This is a genomic window from Serratia sp. Tan611, from assembly GCF_905188235.1.
GTDB lineage: Bacteria > Pseudomonadota > Gammaproteobacteria > Enterobacterales > Enterobacteriaceae > Serratia_B > Serratia_B rhizosphaerae.
Genome location: NZ_LR994655.1, coordinates 1,491,992 through 1,509,942 on the forward strand (window position 1 = coordinate 1,491,992; position 17,951 = coordinate 1,509,942).

A 17,951-nucleotide genomic window follows, 5' to 3' on the forward strand; every position below is an offset into this window, starting at 1 on the left:
ATTACCGATTGCTTAGTTCGATACGCGGCCGCGCAGCACGTCACCCACAACCGGCGCGGCAGAAAATGCATTCGGCCATCCGGCATAGAAGGCGGCCTGAGTGACGATTTCACCGGCTTCTTCAGCCGTCAGGCCATTGTCCATTGCCCGGTTAAGGTGGTAACCAATTTGCGCGCTCTGGCCCGATGCGATTAACGCACTGACCGTCACCAGGCTTCGGTCCCGGGGTTTGAGTGCAGGGCGCTGCCACAGGTCCAGAAAGAGCGGAACGGCGGTAAATTTGACCAGCCCGGGGGAGACGGGGCCGACATTTTTTTCCACGGTTGCTGAACGCTGCTGTTCAGCCTCCTGATTGAGCGGCAAAAGCGCTGGAGAGGCTTCGGGCAGCGTCGCCGCGCTGACCCCGCGCGCCTGGAAGATCTCTTTTGTCACCGCAATTGCCGACATCGCATTCGGCCAGCCGGAATAGAAAGCAAGATGGGTGATAATTTCCGAGACTTCCGCCGCCGTCACGCCGCTGTCGAGCGCGACCCCGACATAGTGCCTGAGCTCGGCGGGCTGGTTTCTGGCAATCAGCATGGCGACGGTGACGATGCTGCGATCGCGTGGCGAAAGCTCGGTACGCTGCCAGAGGTCATCGGCCATAACTTCATTGCCGAAGTGGGCCAAGGCCGGGGAAACGGCGTGTATATCGGCGACGGAAAGGCTTGATGGGGTAATCTTCAACATGGTTTCACCTCTTTTTTCATCGGCATGCGCAAAATCTGCGAGAACCAGCGATATCGCGGCAGCCGCTATCACTTTTTTCATCGCAACATCTCCTTGGCGTTCAATTGATAGACGTCTGGCGCAGGTATCCCGGCAATTGGCTGCCAGCCCAATACGTTATTGGCAGTAAGGTTAGGGCAGCGGCCGCGGCGGAACCAGTAGCCGTTATCGAATGGAGTTGTGAATTTTTTTCATCAATGGCCGCAAGCCGTTAAAGAGCGAGGGAGAAACTCTTTAACTCGCTCGATCAACAGGTGCAGGCCCGTCGGTAACGGGGGCTGGCTGGAGTCATAGATACGGAATCCCGGCCCGAAGGCAGCCTGGTCGGCAAGTGCCCGTTGCAACCACTTGCTTGCGTTAATCAATAGAAAGTGGGTCACGGGCTACCAACGCCGGACAACCCCTAATCAACGCTTGGATTACAATTGTTAACAATTGCACCGCTAAGTATTAACATTCATGAGTAATTAATTAACTAATTGATTTAAAAATATTTTTACGAGAGGTGCGGCAGGCGGCGTGTTTGCACCTCTTGCTACCGTTGGCAATGCACCGTTGCCAACGGTAGCAACGAAAAATATAATCCTCACATCAACACCAATAAGGGCGGTGTTGATTGACAAAGAGTTCTCAGCGTCCGCCAGGGATTTGGCGTGTAAGCCTGATTAATTTATGCTGTGCCGTATGATGCGTCCGTAATCAATGTGAATCAGCATGAAAGAAAAAAAAGGCAATCCAGACAGAAAGTTTCAGCAATCGACAGCAGATGACGTTGCAAAGTTGGCAGGCGTTTCAAAATGGACAGTGTTGCGCGCTTTTAAAGATAACGCATCGATTTCAGCTGAATCGCGAGAGGCCGTTCTTGCCGCTGCCTCGCAGCTAGGGTTCCGGCCCAATTTACTGGCACGCAGTTTGAAACAGCGACGCACAAAGATCATTGGGGTAGTGGCTGATGAGTTCAGCAATCCTCATACGCTGCGGATGCTCAAAGAGGTCACGCAGCGCCTGAACGAGCGTGGTTATATGACTCTGCTCTTAAACATAGAGTCGCCAGAAAATTATCAGTCTGTATTGCAAATGGCAGGGCAGCTTCATGTTGATGGTCTGATCTATCTTGCCACCATCGTGAGTGATGAATTGCTGGTGGTCGCTGAATCGTTGCACCATATTCGCGCAATTCACGTCTTTAGAAATACGGACAGTGCGGAAGTCGAAGTTGTCAACATTGATGGTTTTAAAGCGGGCCAGACATTAGGACAGGTCTTGCTCAAAGAAGGCTATCAACGCTTTGGTTATATGAAGGGGCCCGATACGTCATCCAATCATTTGCTGAGACTGGAAGGCTACGAGGCATCACTAGCGTTAGAAGGTAAAAAAGTAGACGTTGTTTTAGTCGCTGGACGTTACGATAGAGACTTCGCCTATCGCTGCATGATGAACTATCTCAAAGAATCAACGGAGCATGACCGCCTTGATGCATTGTTTTGCGAGAACGATGTGCTTGCATTTGGCGCGATACAGGCAATAAGAGACTTTGATGCAGACCTTCAGATTGGCGTTGTAGGGTTTGATGATATCGATGAAGCCCATTCCAGCACGTGGGAGCTGACCAGTTGGAATCAGCGGGCAGACCTTCAGGTTGCCGAAGCAATTAATCGCCTGATCGATCAGCAGTCAGATCCCGATGGTGAATGGCAATTTGGTGAGCTGCGTTTACGGCGTTCACATATTAAAAAGCAGAAATAATAAATCAACGATGCGCCATGTAAAACATGGCGCATAAACGAGGAGCGCCGGCTGCAAAAATAACATTTATAAAGTTCACTTCTAAAAAATAATTACTACTGTCTATCAGATATGCTCTTCTGAGTTTTTATCAGGGAGTTTATTTATGTGGTCAGTGATTCTTCTCGTCTGGAGCATGGTATGAAGCGTAGAAGTTTTATTAAGGCAGGGTTAATTCTGGCTGGAACAGGAACGGCCGCCTCCATATTTACCCCCGCAGGTGCCGCGGAAAGAAAAAATGTTCTGAATGGCGGTAAAATTTGGCGTGCGAAAGAGACCCCATTGCCGACCCCCGCAGATCCTACGCAGCGTTTATTTTTTAATGCGCGTGAGTATGCATTGGTTACCGCTATCTTTGACCGACTAATCCCCGCGGATGAGTTAAGCGTAAGCGCATCTCAGGCAGGGTGTGTTGTCTTTATCGACAATCAGCTTGCGGGAGATTATGGCAAAGCCAAATGGAAATATAATCAGGGCCCATTTGAAAACGGTACCGAGTCTCAGGGCAACCAAAGCCCTTATTCTCCGGCGGAAATCTACCGTAAAGGTCTTCAGGAACTGGATACACACTGTACGCGCTTATTTAATAAATCTTTCACCGAACTCTCTCATGATATGCAGGATGCTTATTTAGAGAAGATGGAGTCCGGTGAGTTTACATACCCGACATTCAATTCGGAAGTATTATTCGGACAGTTCCTGGCCAATGTTCAGGAAGGGTTCCTAGCCGATCCTATTTATGGCGGCAATCGCAATATGGTCGGGTGGAGAATGATTGGGTTCCCGGGGGCACGTTACGACTATCGTGATTATGCGCCTTTAAAAGGACAGAAGCTAAATATCGAACCTATCAGCATCATTCAACTCCTGAAAGCGTAAATAGACAAGGCAGATTATGAATTACACCAGACCTAAGGCCGATGCGGTCATTATTGGCCTCGGATGGGCCGGCTCGCTTATGGCTGAAGAGCTGACCCGGGCAGGATTAAATGTTGTCGCAATTGAACGCGGCCCGTGGGAGCAGACGCAAACCAATTTCTCTCCTGCTATTGCAGCTGATGAACTGCGCTACGGAGTACGACGTGAAATATTGAAGCCACCTCGCGTTGAAACATTAACCTTCCGTAATGACAGCAGCCAGAAAGCACTGCCGGCGCGTGACTGGAATGCCTTCCAGATGGGGTATAGCGTTGGGGGAGCGGGTAAGCACTGGGCCGCCAATGCCTGGCGTTTTAACCCTTCTGACTTTGAAATGGCTACTCGCCTGCGCGATCGCTACCATAATATGAAACTTGCCGATGGTCTCATCGTTCAGGACTGGGGCGTGAGCTACGCCGAGCTGGAGCCATTCTATGACCGTGTCGAAAAAATCGCGGGCATCTCGGGTAAAGCCGGCGTCATTAATGGGGTCACGCAGAGCGGCGGTAACCCATTTGAAGGCAGCCGCAGCAGTGAATATCCCACACCCCCTCTGATCCGCTCTCACTGGAACGACAAGTTTCATCAGATCACTGAAAAGATGGGGTTCCATCCATTCCCTATCCCGGCCGGAACCATTGGCGCACCTTACACTAACCCGTTGGGTGTGAATCTCGCCCCATGTACGTATTGCGGCTACTGCGGCTTCTACGGATGTGGTAACTGGTCTAAATCTTCACCTAATGTGTGTGTTATTCCTGCGCTTATGGACCGGACTAACTTCACACTGCTGACTGAATGTACCGCGCTTTATATCGATAAAGCGGAAGATGGCAAAACAGTCACCGGGGTGACTTTCCGTGATTCTGACGGTAATACCGGTTTCCAGCCTGCCGATATTGTCTGCCTGTCGGCATATCAGTTAGACAACGTCCGTTTGTTGTTATTGTCCAAAATTGGTAAAGCCTACGACCCTGTAACAGGGGAGGGGACGCTAGGCCGCGCTTACAACTATCAGACCATGTCGATGGGTTACCTGTATTATGAAAATGAACATATGAACCCGTTCATTTCCACCGGGGCCTTGTCAACGCAGATTGATGACTTCAACGGCGATAATTTTGATCACTCCGGCTTAGGTTTCCTTGGCGGGGCGGGGATTCAGGCGCTGTCAGATCAGGGAACACCTTTGAGCATGACGGATCGCCTGCCGCCAGGCAGTAAAATGTGGGGCTCCGCATGGAAAAAAACGTTCCAGAAGAGCTACCAAAACTATGCCAAAATTCAAGGGCAAGGCACGTCTTACTCGCACCGGGATTCCTATCTGTCGCTTGATCCCAACTATAAAGATGAGAATGGCCAGCCGTTACTGCGTCTGACCTTTGACTACAACCAGAACGATAGACTGATGGCGCGTTTCATTCGCGATCGCATAGAGGATATCTGCAAAGTATCTGGCGCCACATCGTGGGAGACGGAAGCCTTCCCCGATAAGCATAATTCTCCTTTCCGTGCCTATGACAGCTCGCACACCATTGGTGGTGCAGTCATGGGGCTTGATCCGGCCACGTCCGTACTTAACCGCTACCAGCAGCATTGGGATGCGCACAACCTGTTTGTTCTGGGAGCGTCTTCTTACCCAAATAACGGCGGGTATAACCCAACGATTACGCTCAGTGCACTCACGCTATGGACCGCTCACGCCATCGTTAATGACTATCTGAAAAATCCGGGTTCACTGGTGCGATAAGGAGAATATCATGGGTAAGAAAATGCGACGTGTCTCCTATGGGATCGTGTCAGTGGCGGTACTGGGGGCGGTTGGCTATACCGCATGGGTGCAGTACGGGCTGCACAAAAGCTATCCTCAAACGGTACAGATTTCTTCAGGTCCTGCCCTGCAGGAACAAATCAAACGCGGTGAGTATGTTTCGCGACTGTCGGATTGTACCGCCTGCCATACGGCTGAAGGGGGGAAACCTTTTGCTGGTGGTTATCGGCTTAATACGCCGTTTGGCGCAATTTTGTCATCGAACATCACTTCTGATCCTGAAACCGGTATTGGTGGCTGGACTCAGGAACAGTTTGACCGTGCAGTTCGTCACGGTATTGGCTCACACGGGTATTTGTATGCCGCAATGCCATACAATGCCTATGCCAAGCTGACGGACCAGGATTTAGCGGACCTGTGGGCGTATATTAAAACCATTCCGCCGGTTAAAAATAAAGTGGTGGAAAACCAGTTACCTTTCCCGTTCAACCAGCGTTGGACACTGGCTGGCTGGAATTTGCTGTTCTTTAAAGATCGTGTGTTTGAGCCCAAGGCAACAGCCAGTGAGCAGTTTAATCGCGGTGCTTATCTTGTTGATGGTCCGGGGCATTGTGCATCATGCCACACAGCCAAAAACCTGTTGGGTGGAGATACTTCAGCCTACTTGCAGGGGGGAGCGTTACAAGGTTGGTATGCGCCGGATCTGACCGCCAATCCTCATTCCGGCCTTGGGAAATGGAGTGAAGAAGATATCGTGTCTTATCTGCGTTCAGGCACTAACAAGATTACGGCGTCATCAGGCCCAATGACCGAAGCGATTGAGAATTCAACGCAGTACATGACAGATGATGATTTGAAAGCCATTGCGCAATATTTAAAAGCGCTGCCCGCATCAGAGGCCCCGGCGCCAACGCCGTTATCCAGCGACAATACAGCCATGATGACGGGTAAAAAAGTGTATGAATCTCAATGCAGCGCGTGCCATGTCTCGAACGGCTCTGGCGTGCGTAATATGATTCCCTCACTGTCTGGTAATCCTCAGGTCAATTCACCTGATCCATCAAGCCTGGTGAATGTGGTGCTCAACGGTACTGACGGGCCATTAACGCATGCTAATCCGACGGCTGCCGGTATGCCTGCATTTTCGCAGAAGCTTTCAGACAGTAATATTGCTGACGTCATGACCTATATTCGCAACAGCTGGGGCAATGCGGCGGCACCGGTTTCTGCCCGGCAAATTGAGAAAGCCCGCTTAGACCTGCAGGCTAAACCTTGGCTGGGTGAGTCGATGCACGGCAAAAAATAGTATTTATCTGTATCAACGTCGATCTAATCTGACAGTCACCGGTTCTGCTGGTATCTGTCAGATTACCTCCGGCTTAAATCTTTTCAGCCCGGATAGGTTTTCCCTCAATTGCGTGTTACTGCGGGAGAGGCCACGATAAATAGCGTTATTTTTTGTAAAATTCGTCTTTATGCTGGTATCGATACTCTTGCGTGATCCCCGTGTACCCATATGAAGCCGCTTTACAGTCGATGATATGAACGTTCGACTGGGGGTGTAAGTTACCGATTGCCTGCTCCATCGCGTTGTAAATTGCTTTTTGGTATGCCGCTTTCTGGTCTTTACTGCAGGTTTCATCCACTACGGTCACTTCAAGCCTGAACGAATTTTTACCCCACTCAGCCAGACTTTTGCCATCAATGAACCAGTCCTCATCATCGACATGTCTCACAATGACCATGGTTTCGAAGCTGTTTTTGTTTAAAACATCGCATGTGATCCGAGTCGCTAAAAGTACACATTCTTTGGTTAATGTTTGATTCTTTGAGCCAGACAGCGTCAGGGTAATTCCAGGCATAACATGTCCTTAATCAGGTGTTTATATCGGATAAACTATTACAGGAACAATAGGTTATTCATTATCTTATACACTATTGAAATGGAGTAATCGAGTTCGTGAGCGCCATGCGTTAAGGTCCGCGTATCGTCTGGCTGTCCAATGGTGTTACGGTACAGACGTCGGCATCGAACGAATGGTTTTACCGAGGGCAACATTCCTTCCCTGGTCGCCTATTACTTCCTCTGCCCGTGAGGTCTCATATCATCAAGTTTCGTTGCTGGCTGCTGATATACGCTCTCATTGTCGCCGGCACGCTGATGATAGGTTAATCAAATCAGGAGAACGCCATATGTCTGACCATCCCACGCTTGCCCTTCTCGGGCCGGGTGCTATCGGCACCACCATCGCCGCGTTACTGCATAAGGCTGGCCGAACGCCGGTCCTTTGCGGGCGTAGCGCGCATCCGCAGTTAATTTTGCGTCACGATGAGGGGGAAGTCGTGGTGCCCGGGCCGGTATTGAGCGATCCGGCGGCGATCCGCCATCCGTTCGATCTGGTGTTTGTCGCGGTGAAAACCACCCAGGTTGCTGACTGTGCAGGCTGGCTGGCCGCGCTGTGCGACGAACATACCGTCGTCTGCGCGTTGCAAAACGGCGTCGAGCAGGCCAGCCAGTTGACGCCCTACGTCAACGGCGCCCGGGTGCTGCCTTCGGTCGTGTGGTTCCCGGCGCAGCGCGAGCCGGATGCCTCCGTATGGCTGCGTGAAAAACCGCGTCTTACGCTGCCCGATGTGCCGCAGGCGCAACGATTTGCGGATGTGCTCGGCGGCACAGGCTGTGCGGTTGAACTGTCCGCCGATTTTGTCTCCGTCGCATGGCGCAAGCTGTTGCAGAACGCGGTCGCGGGCCTGATGGTGCTGGCTAATCGCCGTGCCGGGATGTTCGCCCGGGAGGATATCACCGAACTGGCGCTGGCCTATCTGCGCGAGTGTCTGGCCGTTGCGCGTGCGCACGGCGCATCACTGAGCGATAACGTTCCGCAGGAGATCGTGGAGCGTTTTCATCGCGCCCCTGCGGATTTGGGCACCTCAATACTGGCTGACCGACAGGCCAACCGCCCGCTGGAGTGGGATATCCGCAACGGCGTGATACAGCGTTATGGCCGCGAGCAGGGGATCCCCACGCCGATCAGCGACGTGCTGGTGCCGTTGCTGGCAGCAGGAAGCGAGGGGCCGGGCTGAAGCGTCGGGGGATTAGACGGCGACCCGTTGAATGTGGCAGAGCGGATATGGTTCCGCTTGGGGGAAGGGGCTTTGTGCCAAAAGCGGAAGTAGTTAACAACCATCAGTGTTGTTCAACGGGGAAAGGGTCACTTGATTTTTCTGCCCTCAGGAAATGAAAAAAGCGCGCCGGATCAAGTCTGCTTCACGCGAGTGCGTTAATCCCGTAGCCGAGACGTTTTAACACCATTATGATGACGGATACACTTGCTATATGAAGGTTCCGCCAGTGATACCCGCCCAATAACTGCCTCGGGCGTTTCTTTAATGAATTAGTGGTAATGAGTAGTGAAGCGTTAACAGTTACCCGAACAAACGGTGCAATTAATTCTATATACTGAACAGGGGGAATTATTACACATGAAATTTAAGGACAGAAATCTTAGGGCTCTCGCGGAATGTCTCATCGGAGATAATACGGCATTCCTGTATCGCTCAAGCAGTCGCATCACTGAATTTTTCCAGGACTGCGACATGGAGGTTATTCATGACGGCTCAACGCGGTGGGCATGGACGGCCCAGAGGCTTGAAGAACTTCTTAATGAGCCAAAGTCAAAGGCCCATACTTTACCGGAAAGGTTTGTTCATGTACTCAGGAATTTAATGTTAAAAGAAGATGCCATGGATGACGATCCCGGAAGATCAAAAGCGCTTGAAGAACTGAACAAGCCATTGATGCGAGAAGGCTATGAGGCATTCTATGGTGACGATAACCTTTTGTATATACGCCATATTGGCACCAAAACAGTTTCAGTAAGTAATAACCCTCACCGGCCATTAACGCCTCACGAAATAAAACGAAGAACATTACTGACCGTGTTTCTCGATACTTGCTCTGAAGATGAGCTGATAGAAGAGGTACTCCTCCCTTTATTCCGGCAACTCGGTTTTCACCGGATAACAGCAGCGGGACATAAAGATAAAGCGCTGGAATACGGGAAAGACATCTGGATGAAATTCACACTGCCAACTCAGCATATTCTTTATTTCGGTATTCAGGCAAAAAAAGGCAAGCTTGATGCGTCCGGCGTCAGCAAAGCTACGAATTCAAACGTGGCAGAAATCCACAACCAGGTACTGATGATGCTTGGACATGAAATATTTGACCCGGAAACAAACAGAAAGGTGCTGGTAGATCATGCCTTTATTGTTGCCGGCGGAGAAATTACTAAACAGGCGAGGAACTGGCTGGGCGGGAAACTTGATGCCAGCAAAAGAAGCCAGATAATGTTTATGGACCGGGAAGATATTCTTAATTTGTATATTGTAAGTAATATACCTCTGCCCGGAGGTGCACTCCTCTCTGATGATGCCGTTAAGAACAATGATATTCCGTTCTAAACGGGAGTACGTCTTTTCCCGAAAGAAATACGCGACAGGTAGCACTGGGAAGGCATACAGTAGCACCGTATGCCTATTTGTTATCAGCTCCGACCATCGTAGAGTTTGGCGATTTCCGTTGCAGCTTTCTCTATACCCGGATAAACCGTACTTTCGTTGATGCCGAAGCGGCTGAGCTGCTGCATCAGGCGTTCCTTGTTTCTAATCACCAGTTTTCTGACGTTCAGCGTACTTAGCCCCGTTTCTGGCAGGTCCACGTTTTCGCCAAATAAGAGGAACGCTCCAGACTGAGACGAAATGCGGGCGTTGCTGAGCCTCCCTTTAACCAGAACGATTTTACTCAGATGTGCCGGATCGATAATGTTTTTGAAATAGGACTTCTCATCACGGATCAGATGAAGCAAATGCCCGCACTCTTCGGTGGCATTAAATTCCTGAGTCGCCAAGCTGGTATTCAGGTTGCTTTTGATACGTGATGGAAGCCGGGAAAGATTGGCTATACAACTTACGGTATCGGAGTCGAAAAACTTAATTTCACTTTTGGGTGCCGTTAATATAATGACGTTGCCATCAATTTCATTTCCATCTTCATCTCGTTTGATTTTGGAACACGCGAAATAGAGTGCGATAAGCGGGTTAGTTGAGACGTCAAGCAGGCGCGTGGGTAAGCCATAATGTTGCATGCGTACAAGCTTATCCAGCATATAGCGGTCATCTCTAAACTCAGCGGGTTGAACTGTCAGCAGCTCGGTAATCATATCCGATTCGTGATGTCGGTAGCGATAGTTACCTTGCGTATTTTTACGGAATAGCGAAGGTTCTAACTGATAGCTGATGTCGGAGTGACCCCGGTAAAACACCTCTTCATTATTATCCTGAGGATGATTCAGTATGATTTCCAGATATTGATTGATATCCGAAATTACCTCAAGGTCTTCATTATTGTCAGGTGCTTCGGTTTTAACCGCAGCGGAAGCTTTAGGGGCTAATACACTGATACCTAATATATCGAAAAACTCTTTAACGTCTATATCCTTGACTGCCCAGAAATTTCTGTTCAGCCCGAAGCTGCCCAGCTCCAGCTTCCTGATGTATTCTTTTTCACTGGTTAAGAACTCTTTGCCGATGATATCGGTTAACTCATAGTTAAAAGCCAGAACTTTTTCCCGGTTTATAGTTGTTGCTCTGATGTTACTTATTCTTCCAATGCGGATATTGCTGTAATAACCGCCTGTATTGTCTTCCTCATCAACTTCAAGCTCCGGCTCTGTCATAAAGATGACCGGCAGTTCCTGAAGAAACTGATAGGTTTTGCTGGTCAGGGGGAGCAGTTTATTTCTGAGTGAGTCAGGGGTGGATTCAAAAAGCCGGGAAACAGGAAAAGACGCTTCACCGTTATTGTCAGAGAAAAAACTGTGATAATCGGGATTACCAACCACGATAAGATTCAACATGTATGTCATCCTTGCATGAATTACATTGTATTTTCATTATGCCAGATCTGGTGGATTTTTAAACATTTCGTGACCTGTGCCTCGCTGGTTCACATAGAACGCTGTTAGCAATGTCCGTTTCTCGCTCACAGCGAACCTTCAGTTCAGGCAGCAGTGTCCGCTGCGTGCCAGGAGCGGACGTTGATTTTATCAATTCAAACCAGAGCATTCTTCAATTTTACACAATGATAGCAATAATAAAAAAACATCATGGCATATAATATTATACTACGATATAATATTACCTTTCGTAGAGGTGGTTCGTAGGGCTATTAAACCCTAATGCAGATTACTCAGAAGAAACAACAGTATGATTGCTATAAGATGAAATTTTAAATATTCATATTAAGAATTTAATGTTTACACTTTCAACCCAAAACTAAATACAATTACATTACTCAACCTTTCGGAAGATTTTTTATGATGGAAATAGTACTTAGAACATTAACAAAGAAAAAAACGTTGCTTTTGATGGGGCTTTTCTTTGGGTTATTTTCATTGTTGTCATTTATTTTTAACCCATTTTCTGATTTTTTAATCGAGACTCTTAATATAGGGTTGTCAAGAACATCTCTATCTATTGCCTTGCTTCTTGCTTCAGCCTTTTCATTATCACTTATTTATTTGCAATCTGGAGGAGGTGAAGAAAAATATGAAAATCATCCTCTGGAGTTATTGTTAAAAGAATTAGAGTCCCAAAGAAAGTTAACTACAGAGCAACTGAAAGAGTTAAGGGAAAAAGTTGAATCATATGAGTCAAAAAACACCCTTACTGAAGAGGAAAAAAGATTAATAATAGATGGTGCCGTAGAGCAAACAAGTCAAGATGCCATCAAAACGATTTTCGCAACTGAAGCGGAAAATTTACGGAACAGCATTAAAGATAGCCTGGGATTTGAAAGACTAACTGAACGGTCATATGACATTACCCGTAGACTCAGGAGAGAAATAGCAGATTTGCGTCTTCGCTCCAATATTAATCTATTAATTGGGATGAGTATTACCGCTGGCGGACTATATTTGCTATGGACGACGGTTTCGATTGTTGATTCTTCTGAATTGCTCAAGCAACTTGCTTCAGAAGGAAATGAATCAAATTATAAATTCATAAAAAACATAATTCTCCCGATTATCCCAAGAGTAATGTTAGTCGTTTTCGTAGAGGTGTTTGCATATTTCTTCCTGAGGCTTTATAAAAATGGCTTGGCTGAAATAAAATACTTCCAAAATGAACTGACTAATGTCGAGTCGAAACTTGCTGCAGTGGAGTTTTCATTTATTACTAATAACCCAGATGGCTTAAGAACTTCAATTGAGTCATTATCCAAAACAGAGCGTAACTTTATTCTCGATAAAGGGCAAACTACTGTTGAACTTGAAAGAGCAAAATCAGAGTCAGAATTGACTAGGAATATAATAAAAACGATACCAGCTTTCTTTAAAAATAACCGCAAGTAATTAAAAACGACTTGATGAATAACGGATTATTCCTAATTAACATTAGATTGCCAGTCATAAATGGTTGGCAATCTAAATATTATCCATAAACATAATTATTAACATAAGAAGAAATTATCTTGATTTCCGAGCACCCTTACCTCGGACATATCAGTACTGCGGATGTCTGCATCATGATAGTATGTAAATAGCATTTATTCATCTATAGGTAGTGGTATCGCTTTGATAATCTGGTTGTAACAATCACTGCTCTTCCAATAATCTGTGCCGATATGATTTTCTCTTGCTGGGTATCATCGTTAGGCTTAGAACCAAAAGCTATAGGCTTGCTATGAACCTCGCGGTTTACACCTTTATTAAAGAGCCCCCTTAATGATTAGGAAGATTACATCTTTCTTTCCTTAGTTTAGATGTCTCTGGAATGACTTGTCACTCTAAGATTTATAATTACAGTTAATCAATAGATGTTCCTCTAGATCACTTATATTTGTTTCTTGCGAGAAATTTTCTGAAGTCAACCAAATCAAAAACTGTACAAGCAACCTAAAAGTTTGGTGAGGAGGGCTACAGCAACGTCCGCTCCTCGCTCACAGCGGACCTTATGGCTTTGCTTTCTGTCCGCTCCGTGCCAATAGCGGACATAAAAGAAATTGCGATACCTTGAGTGGTGAAAAGCCGTTTCCGCTCAGTTTTTAATGTTGAGAGCGGCCTCCTACAGTGAATCCAGCAAATGCTAAAGGAACATTCACTCATTTACTGTATTAACGCCTCTTGCTGGTCGCTGACGCATAGCGCCCGGCGGATATCCATTGATGCGCTTAAAAGCTCTGCTAAACGCTGCCTGTGAGGCATAGCCGAGGCGAAGAGCAACGGTGTCAATTGAGATCTTATCGTGAATAATCCAGTGACCTGCGATGCGCATTCGCACCTCCCTTGCATAGCGCAGGGGAGGTATGCCGATGATTGATTTGAAGCGTTCAGCAAAAACAGAACGTGACACATGTGACTGTGCAGCAAGTTCAGCAACAGACCACTCCCGACCCGTATCGCGATGAATGGCCAGAATTGCACGGGCGAGTCGTGGATCACGTAACGCAGCGATCAGGCCAGCTGCGTTCTCGCTGCCGTTTTCGATCCATCCACGCACAATCATGGCAGCCGCCACTTCTGCGAGGCGGGCCAGAATGCCCGCGAAGCCAGCGCGTCCGGAACAGATTTCAAATTTCATCGCGCCCAGAATGGGAACCAGCCCCGGATAGATCTGTTCATTTGCCTCAACCACTATGGCTTGCGGCATCAGTTTACCAAGACCCTGCATTCCACCGAGATCGAACTCCATACAGCCATAAAACAGAACCGTGCTGGGTGTCGGATGCGAACTCGGGCAAGTATTGATTCCGCTGACGGCCTCGCCTAAAGGAGCAGAGCCTAACGTGTCGATATGTTGAAATGAACAGCTGACATCCGATACAAGCTGGTGATCCTCACCCTGCGGCATGAATACCATGCTGCCAGCTTTCAGTTCGTGCAATGTACCATCGTGTGTGCGAAGCAGAGCAGTACCTACAGCGATGTAATGAAAATAGGCATGTCCCGGTCTGTTGCTAAAACCCACGCCAAACTCAGAGCCAGTCTGTAAACGGCGATACTGCACGCCACGCAGGCGCATTTCCAGCAGCAATTCACTGATGAGCTCGGATGTAAGGGCAAAATGTCTGTTCACATGCATAATCGGAGTTTCGGGTAAAAAATCAGGATGTAGCATCATAGATCGTCCAGCGACTCAACTCTAGACTAGGCGTTATAATTTTTCTCCAGGTAGAGTGTGTTATGAGAAATGAAGCAACTGAAGCTGTATCCGCGAGTTTGAATAGTTCGGAACCCAAAGAATCCGCATGGATGGCCGTTATTTCACTGACTATGGGTGTGTTTGGCTTGCTGACTGCAGAATATCTTCCTGCCAGCCTGTTGACCCCCATGGCTGCCGATCTCGGTGTGACCGAAGCTCTAGCTGGTCAGGCTGTGACGGTAACGGCTGTGGTGGCCCTGTTTGCTGGTCTGATGGTTCCCCGCCTGACGCGTAATTATGATCGCCGAAATGTTTTGCTTGGTTTTACCGTGCTGATGATTGCCTCCAACCTGCTGGTCGCACTTTCATCCAGTCTGGCTGTTCTGTTAGTCATGCGCATTTTGCTGGGCATCGCGCTGGGAGGCTTCTGGAGTATGGCTGCTGCCGTCGCTATGCGGCTGGTCCCTGCTAAAAGCGTCCCGCGCGCTCTCTCCATTATTTTTAGCGGTATTGCTGTCGGTACCGTGGTTTCGATCCCGCTGGGGAGCTATTTGGGTGGGCTTTATGGCTGGCGTAGTGCTTTTATCGCTGCAACCGCAGTAGGCGTGCTGACACTGATTTTTCAGCTGTTTACCCTTCCTGGAATGGCTCCGCGTAGAATGATGATAACAGCCTCTGTCATGGATTTACTCCGTCGCCCAGGCATTGCGATGGGTATGACGGGGTGTGTGATTGCCCATACCGGTCAGTATGCGCTGTTTACCTATATTCGTCCGGCTCTCGAAAATATTGCCCAACTTGATGTGGATCGTTTGTCTTTGATACTGCTTGGATTTGGCATCGCTAATTTTATCGGTACGCTGCTAACCGGGTGGCTGATGGAGAGAAGCCTGCGTCTCACACTGATACTCATGCCAGCGCTTGTCGGTTTCGCGGCATTAAGCATGATTTTGCTGCCACTAGAGGAAAAAGGATTGGTGTTGTTCGTCGCGTTGTGGGGGATGGCATTTGGTGGCGTACCCGTTGCGTGGTCAAATTGGGTAGCGCGTTCCGTTCCCGATCAGGCTGAAACCGCTGGCGGCATGGTAGTCGCAGCAGTTCAGTCCTCAATTGCGGCGGGTGCTGCGTTGGGAGGATTACTCTTTGGTATCAGCGGCGTAACAGGTGTTTTCATCACCGCTGGTTGCATAATGTTTTTTGCCACGCTCGTTATTGGACTAAAGGTGAGGGTCGCTCTGACCTGACCACTTCCCCTGTAAGAAAGTTTCAATGAAGGCCAGCTGAACCAGGTGGCTGGCCTGAAAAAAACAGCGAGATTTCCTCCTCCTTTTCCGCTCTATTTGTTATCCGCTAGTCGTTGTCAGCAGATCTTCAGCGTCAAGTGTTTGTCTGCTGTGTGCCAGAAGCAGACATTGATTAACCCCGGCACCATGTGGAGCATATGAGGAGATCGATCTCCCGGACGTGAAGGTTCTTTTAGATCCTCCTGAAATATATAGCAGGGGGGATGTCCTTTATTATAATGGAAAAATTACAGACACTTCTTACGTTGCTGTTTTGAATCTAACCATAAATCATGACATCAAAAAAATATCTATAAATAGCATTGGTGGTGATGCTAAAAATGCTATGGAAATAGGTGACTACATCTACAAAAATGGCCTCGGTGTTGATGTACGCAGTGTTTGCGCTTCTGCCTGTGCTAACTATATTTTCCCGGCCGGGAAGAATAAATATCTAGGTAATAATTCATATCTTCTGTGGCATGGTGGTGTCAACGGACCTGAGAGAGAAGTTACAGTATCAGGAAATATTTCTAAAGATGATTTTTTTATGCTTCAGGAACTTAAAAAATTAAAAAATGATGACATTGCATTCTATAGAAGAATTGGTGTGAACATCAGGGTGTCATTTTGTCCGCAATTAAAAGATGACTATGAAGAAAGATTTCCGGAGAAATGGTTTTCATACCCTCCGGAAGACTTGGAAAAATTTGGCATAAAAAACATTAACTATGCCATTTCAGCTTCTCAATGGGTTTTCTCCATGAGAAATAAGCACGTTATTTTTGCCAGTTACTGTAATTAGGGGAAACAACAATGTGTGAGCTTTCTTTGAGTGAAATGAAGCTTCGTGTTGTAGAAATAACCGACAGAAAGGCAGCAGGAAGTAATGGTTAACCGCTTTAGCCCCCTCAGCTCTGCCCGCCCGCGATTGAAAGCCACCTTATAGTTCATAACTAAGAACATCGAGGCAGAACCTCATCGGTTTAAACAGCATCCCCTGAGGCCCGGAATGACGGCACCTTCGCCGTAACCGATATAAACTACAGCCCTGACGCCTTCTTCCTTGATTACCTGCAGGATAGGCGGCGTCCGGATATCATTTCCCTGAGTTAGGATAAGGTTTACCCCGATTCCTCTTTGATAAGAATCTCGCTTGCATCCAGTAGGGGTGGGATCAACGCCTTATCCTTACGTCCTTTGTGAGTACCACCCCATCATCTGTATCGGGGCAGATCGAGTGTGTATTTATTGACAGTGCAATCGAACAACGTTCAGAAGCTATATGTCACTTTCAAGCTTCCATTGGGCGATGCTTTTCGTTGCACAATCGGGCTGTTACGTGCATCACCAGCCAACTGCGTAAAGCCTGTAGCGGCCACTACACTCCAGTCTTGGTTGAACTTGTGCGTCCAGTCCATATTCATTGAATAGGCATAAATCCCGGAACCGGCATCATATTGACTAAACCCCGATGCGGCTGACTGTGATGAACTTACCCCGTAGTAAGTTTGCATATAGTTGCCTGTTCCCCAACTGCTGGTCAGCGCCATCGTCACGGTATTTTCCGATGAGTTATAAAGCGGGCTGATAATACCGAAATGCACGGCCGCGCCATTGTCCCGTTGAGAAAACGGCACCTCAGCCTGCAATTGCAAATGAAGCCAGTCGGTGACCTTATACCCCAGACCCAATGCCCCGATAGCCGAGCCTTTGACATCGCCCATACCCCGCAAGTCGTCACTGCCATCGCTCAGTGAGTCGCTGTCCACGTCATGATCCTTACGGCCTGCGCGATAGCTCAGCGCAGTACTGTAATCCAGCTTGCCGGTGCTGTTGCCGTAACCGATACCCCGCGTGGTACTCACGAAGAACCCATTATGCATCGAGTAATCAAGTAACAGGGCTGTCGTGACGCGGTTTTCATCCGAACCAGAATAAAGTGGCGTAACATCCACGCCTCCTCCCAACGTTAAGGCGTTACCCTGTTGTGGTTCTGCCGCAAGTGTTGGGGTGGCCAGTAACGCCAGCAGCGCGCCCGGCAGCATTTTTTTCAGGGTGCGTCCTGAGAGTGAATAGGGGAACTTATGACGCAGTTCGAAGTTGCTCATTAAAGAAGTCCTTATGGATTCAAACGATTACGATGCAAGCGGGTTTTAAACGCCAGAACGCTCAGTTTGAATACGCACCCTAAAGTTCTCATGAGCTAAAAATGAAGAAAT

14 protein-coding genes and 1 pseudogene are annotated in these 17,951 nt (G+C 48.0%); 9 read left to right on the forward strand and 6 right to left on the reverse strand.

Translation table 11 applies throughout. The features are described 5' to 3' along the window. Positions 1-12 precede the first annotated feature (12 nt). Positions 13-810: a carboxymuconolactone decarboxylase family protein gene (locus tag TAN611_RS07075; RefSeq protein ID WP_203067446.1), complete on the reverse strand. Its 798-nt coding sequence runs from the start codon at positions 808-810 to the stop codon at positions 13-15. 672 nt (positions 811-1,482) lie between these two features. On the opposite strand from TAN611_RS07075, the gene TAN611_RS07080 reads away from it, so the two are divergent. The 4 genes from TAN611_RS07080 to TAN611_RS07095 all read left to right on the forward strand — a co-directional run bounded on the left by TAN611_RS07080 (position 1,483) and on the right by TAN611_RS07095 (position 6,548). Further along, positions 1,483-2,514, forward strand: a complete 1,032-nt coding sequence (locus TAN611_RS07080; protein ID WP_105230318.1) for a LacI family DNA-binding transcriptional regulator — start codon at positions 1,483-1,485, stop codon at positions 2,512-2,514. Positions 2,515-2,694: 180 nt separating this feature from the next. After that, the gene (locus tag TAN611_RS07085; RefSeq protein ID WP_105230319.1) at positions 2,695-3,432 is read left to right on the forward strand and encodes a gluconate 2-dehydrogenase subunit 3 family protein; all 738 of its coding nucleotides are present in this window, start codon (positions 2,695-2,697) and stop codon (positions 3,430-3,432) included. Between the two features lie 16 nt (positions 3,433-3,448). Beyond that, positions 3,449-5,221: a GMC family oxidoreductase gene (locus TAN611_RS07090; RefSeq protein WP_105230320.1), complete on the forward strand. Its 1,773-nt coding sequence runs from the start codon at positions 3,449-3,451 to the stop codon at positions 5,219-5,221. A gap of 10 nt (positions 5,222-5,231) precedes the next feature. Continuing rightward, the gene (locus TAN611_RS07095; protein ID WP_203067447.1) at positions 5,232-6,548 is read left to right on the forward strand and encodes a cytochrome c; all 1,317 of its coding nucleotides are present in this window, start codon (positions 5,232-5,234) and stop codon (positions 6,546-6,548) included. A 145-nt stretch (positions 6,549-6,693) separates the two neighbouring features. On the opposite strand, the gene TAN611_RS07100 is transcribed toward TAN611_RS07095, so the two are convergent. Then, the gene (locus TAN611_RS07100) at positions 6,694-7,104 is read right to left on the reverse strand and encodes a tautomerase family protein (RefSeq protein ID WP_111737490.1); all 411 of its coding nucleotides are present in this window, start codon (positions 7,102-7,104) and stop codon (positions 6,694-6,696) included. A gap of 331 nt (positions 7,105-7,435) precedes the next feature. On the opposite strand from TAN611_RS07100, the gene TAN611_RS07105 reads away from it, so the two are divergent. Continuing rightward, entirely contained in the window at positions 7,436-8,326 is an 891-nt protein-coding gene (locus TAN611_RS07105; RefSeq protein WP_160027724.1) for an oxidoreductase, read from the forward strand. A gap of 399 nt (positions 8,327-8,725) precedes the next feature. Next, positions 8,726-9,706: a hypothetical protein gene (locus TAN611_RS07110; protein ID WP_203067448.1), complete on the forward strand. Its 981-nt coding sequence runs from the start codon at positions 8,726-8,728 to the stop codon at positions 9,704-9,706. 83 nt (positions 9,707-9,789) lie between these two features. Here TAN611_RS07110 and TAN611_RS07115 read toward each other — a convergent pair whose 3' ends face one another. Continuing rightward, entirely contained in the window at positions 9,790-11,160 is a 1,371-nt protein-coding gene (locus TAN611_RS07115) for an FRG domain-containing protein (RefSeq protein WP_203067449.1), read from the reverse strand. A gap of 459 nt (positions 11,161-11,619) precedes the next feature. Between TAN611_RS07115 and TAN611_RS07120 the strand changes: the two genes are divergently transcribed. After that, positions 11,620-12,657, forward strand: a complete 1,038-nt coding sequence (locus TAN611_RS07120) for a hypothetical protein (RefSeq protein WP_203067450.1) — start codon at positions 11,620-11,622, stop codon at positions 12,655-12,657. Positions 12,658-13,402: 745 nt separating this feature from the next. On the opposite strand, the gene TAN611_RS07125 is transcribed toward TAN611_RS07120, so the two are convergent. Beyond that, complete coding sequence (locus tag TAN611_RS07125; protein WP_004958612.1) at positions 13,403-14,425, reverse strand: AraC family transcriptional regulator; 1,023 nt, start codon at positions 14,423-14,425, stop codon at positions 13,403-13,405. A 62-nt stretch (positions 14,426-14,487) separates the two neighbouring features. Here TAN611_RS07125 and TAN611_RS07130 point away from each other — a divergent pair, with 62 nt between their 5' ends. Next, complete coding sequence (locus TAN611_RS07130) at positions 14,488-15,690, forward strand: MFS transporter (RefSeq protein ID WP_041417645.1); 1,203 nt, start codon at positions 14,488-14,490, stop codon at positions 15,688-15,690. Positions 15,691-15,910: 220 nt separating this feature from the next. Next, positions 15,911-16,534 (forward strand): hypothetical protein, encoded by a 624-nt coding sequence (locus tag TAN611_RS07135; RefSeq protein WP_020439782.1) that lies wholly within the window; start codon positions 15,911-15,913, stop codon positions 16,532-16,534. Between the two features lie 197 nt (positions 16,535-16,731). On the opposite strand, the pseudogene TAN611_RS23475 reads toward TAN611_RS07135, so the two are convergent. Together TAN611_RS23475 and TAN611_RS07140 are read right to left on the reverse strand one after the other, a co-directional pair. After that, positions 16,732-16,872, reverse strand: a pseudogene (locus tag TAN611_RS23475) (nitronate monooxygenase); the annotation flags it as partial. A 131-nt stretch (positions 16,873-17,003) separates the two neighbouring features. Further along, a complete protein-coding gene (locus tag TAN611_RS07140) occupies positions 17,004-17,840 on the reverse strand; it encodes a MipA/OmpV family protein (RefSeq protein WP_020439781.1) in 837 nt (278 codons plus the stop codon). Between the last annotated feature and the right edge of the window lie 111 nt (positions 17,841-17,951).

What these genes read in the sequence shown, in the direction of transcription:
- TAN611_RS07125 (WP_004958612.1), bottom strand. Translation starts at nt 14,425, where the DNA reads ATGATGCTACATCCTGATTTTTTACCCGAAACTCCGATTATGCATGTG.
- TAN611_RS07130 (WP_041417645.1), top strand. Translation starts at nt 14,488, where the DNA reads ATGAGAAATGAAGCAACTGAAGCTGTATCCGCGAGTTTGAATAGTTCG.
- TAN611_RS07140 (WP_020439781.1), bottom strand. Translation starts at nt 17,840, where the DNA reads ATGAGCAACTTCGAACTGCGTCATAAGTTCCCCTATTCACTCTCAGGA.
- TAN611_RS07115 (WP_203067449.1), bottom strand. Translation starts at nt 11,160, where the DNA reads ATGTTGAATCTTATCGTGGTTGGTAATCCCGATTATCACAGTTTTTTC.
- TAN611_RS07105 (WP_160027724.1), top strand. Translation starts at nt 7,436, where the DNA reads ATGTCTGACCATCCCACGCTTGCCCTTCTCGGGCCGGGTGCTATCGGC.
- TAN611_RS07120 (WP_203067450.1), top strand. Translation starts at nt 11,620, where the DNA reads ATGATGGAAATAGTACTTAGAACATTAACAAAGAAAAAAACGTTGCTT.
- TAN611_RS07080 (WP_105230318.1), top strand. Translation starts at nt 1,483, where the DNA reads ATGAAAGAAAAAAAAGGCAATCCAGACAGAAAGTTTCAGCAATCGACA.
- TAN611_RS07090 (WP_105230320.1), top strand. Translation starts at nt 3,449, where the DNA reads ATGAATTACACCAGACCTAAGGCCGATGCGGTCATTATTGGCCTCGGA.
- TAN611_RS07085 (WP_105230319.1), top strand. Translation starts at nt 2,695, where the DNA reads ATGAAGCGTAGAAGTTTTATTAAGGCAGGGTTAATTCTGGCTGGAACA.
- TAN611_RS07075 (WP_203067446.1), bottom strand. Translation starts at nt 810, where the DNA reads ATGAAAAAAGTGATAGCGGCTGCCGCGATATCGCTGGTTCTCGCAGAT.
- TAN611_RS07110 (WP_203067448.1), top strand. Translation starts at nt 8,726, where the DNA reads ATGAAATTTAAGGACAGAAATCTTAGGGCTCTCGCGGAATGTCTCATC.
- TAN611_RS07095 (WP_203067447.1), top strand. Translation starts at nt 5,232, where the DNA reads ATGGGTAAGAAAATGCGACGTGTCTCCTATGGGATCGTGTCAGTGGCG.
- TAN611_RS07100 (WP_111737490.1), bottom strand. Translation starts at nt 7,104, where the DNA reads ATGCCTGGAATTACCCTGACGCTGTCTGGCTCAAAGAATCAAACATTA.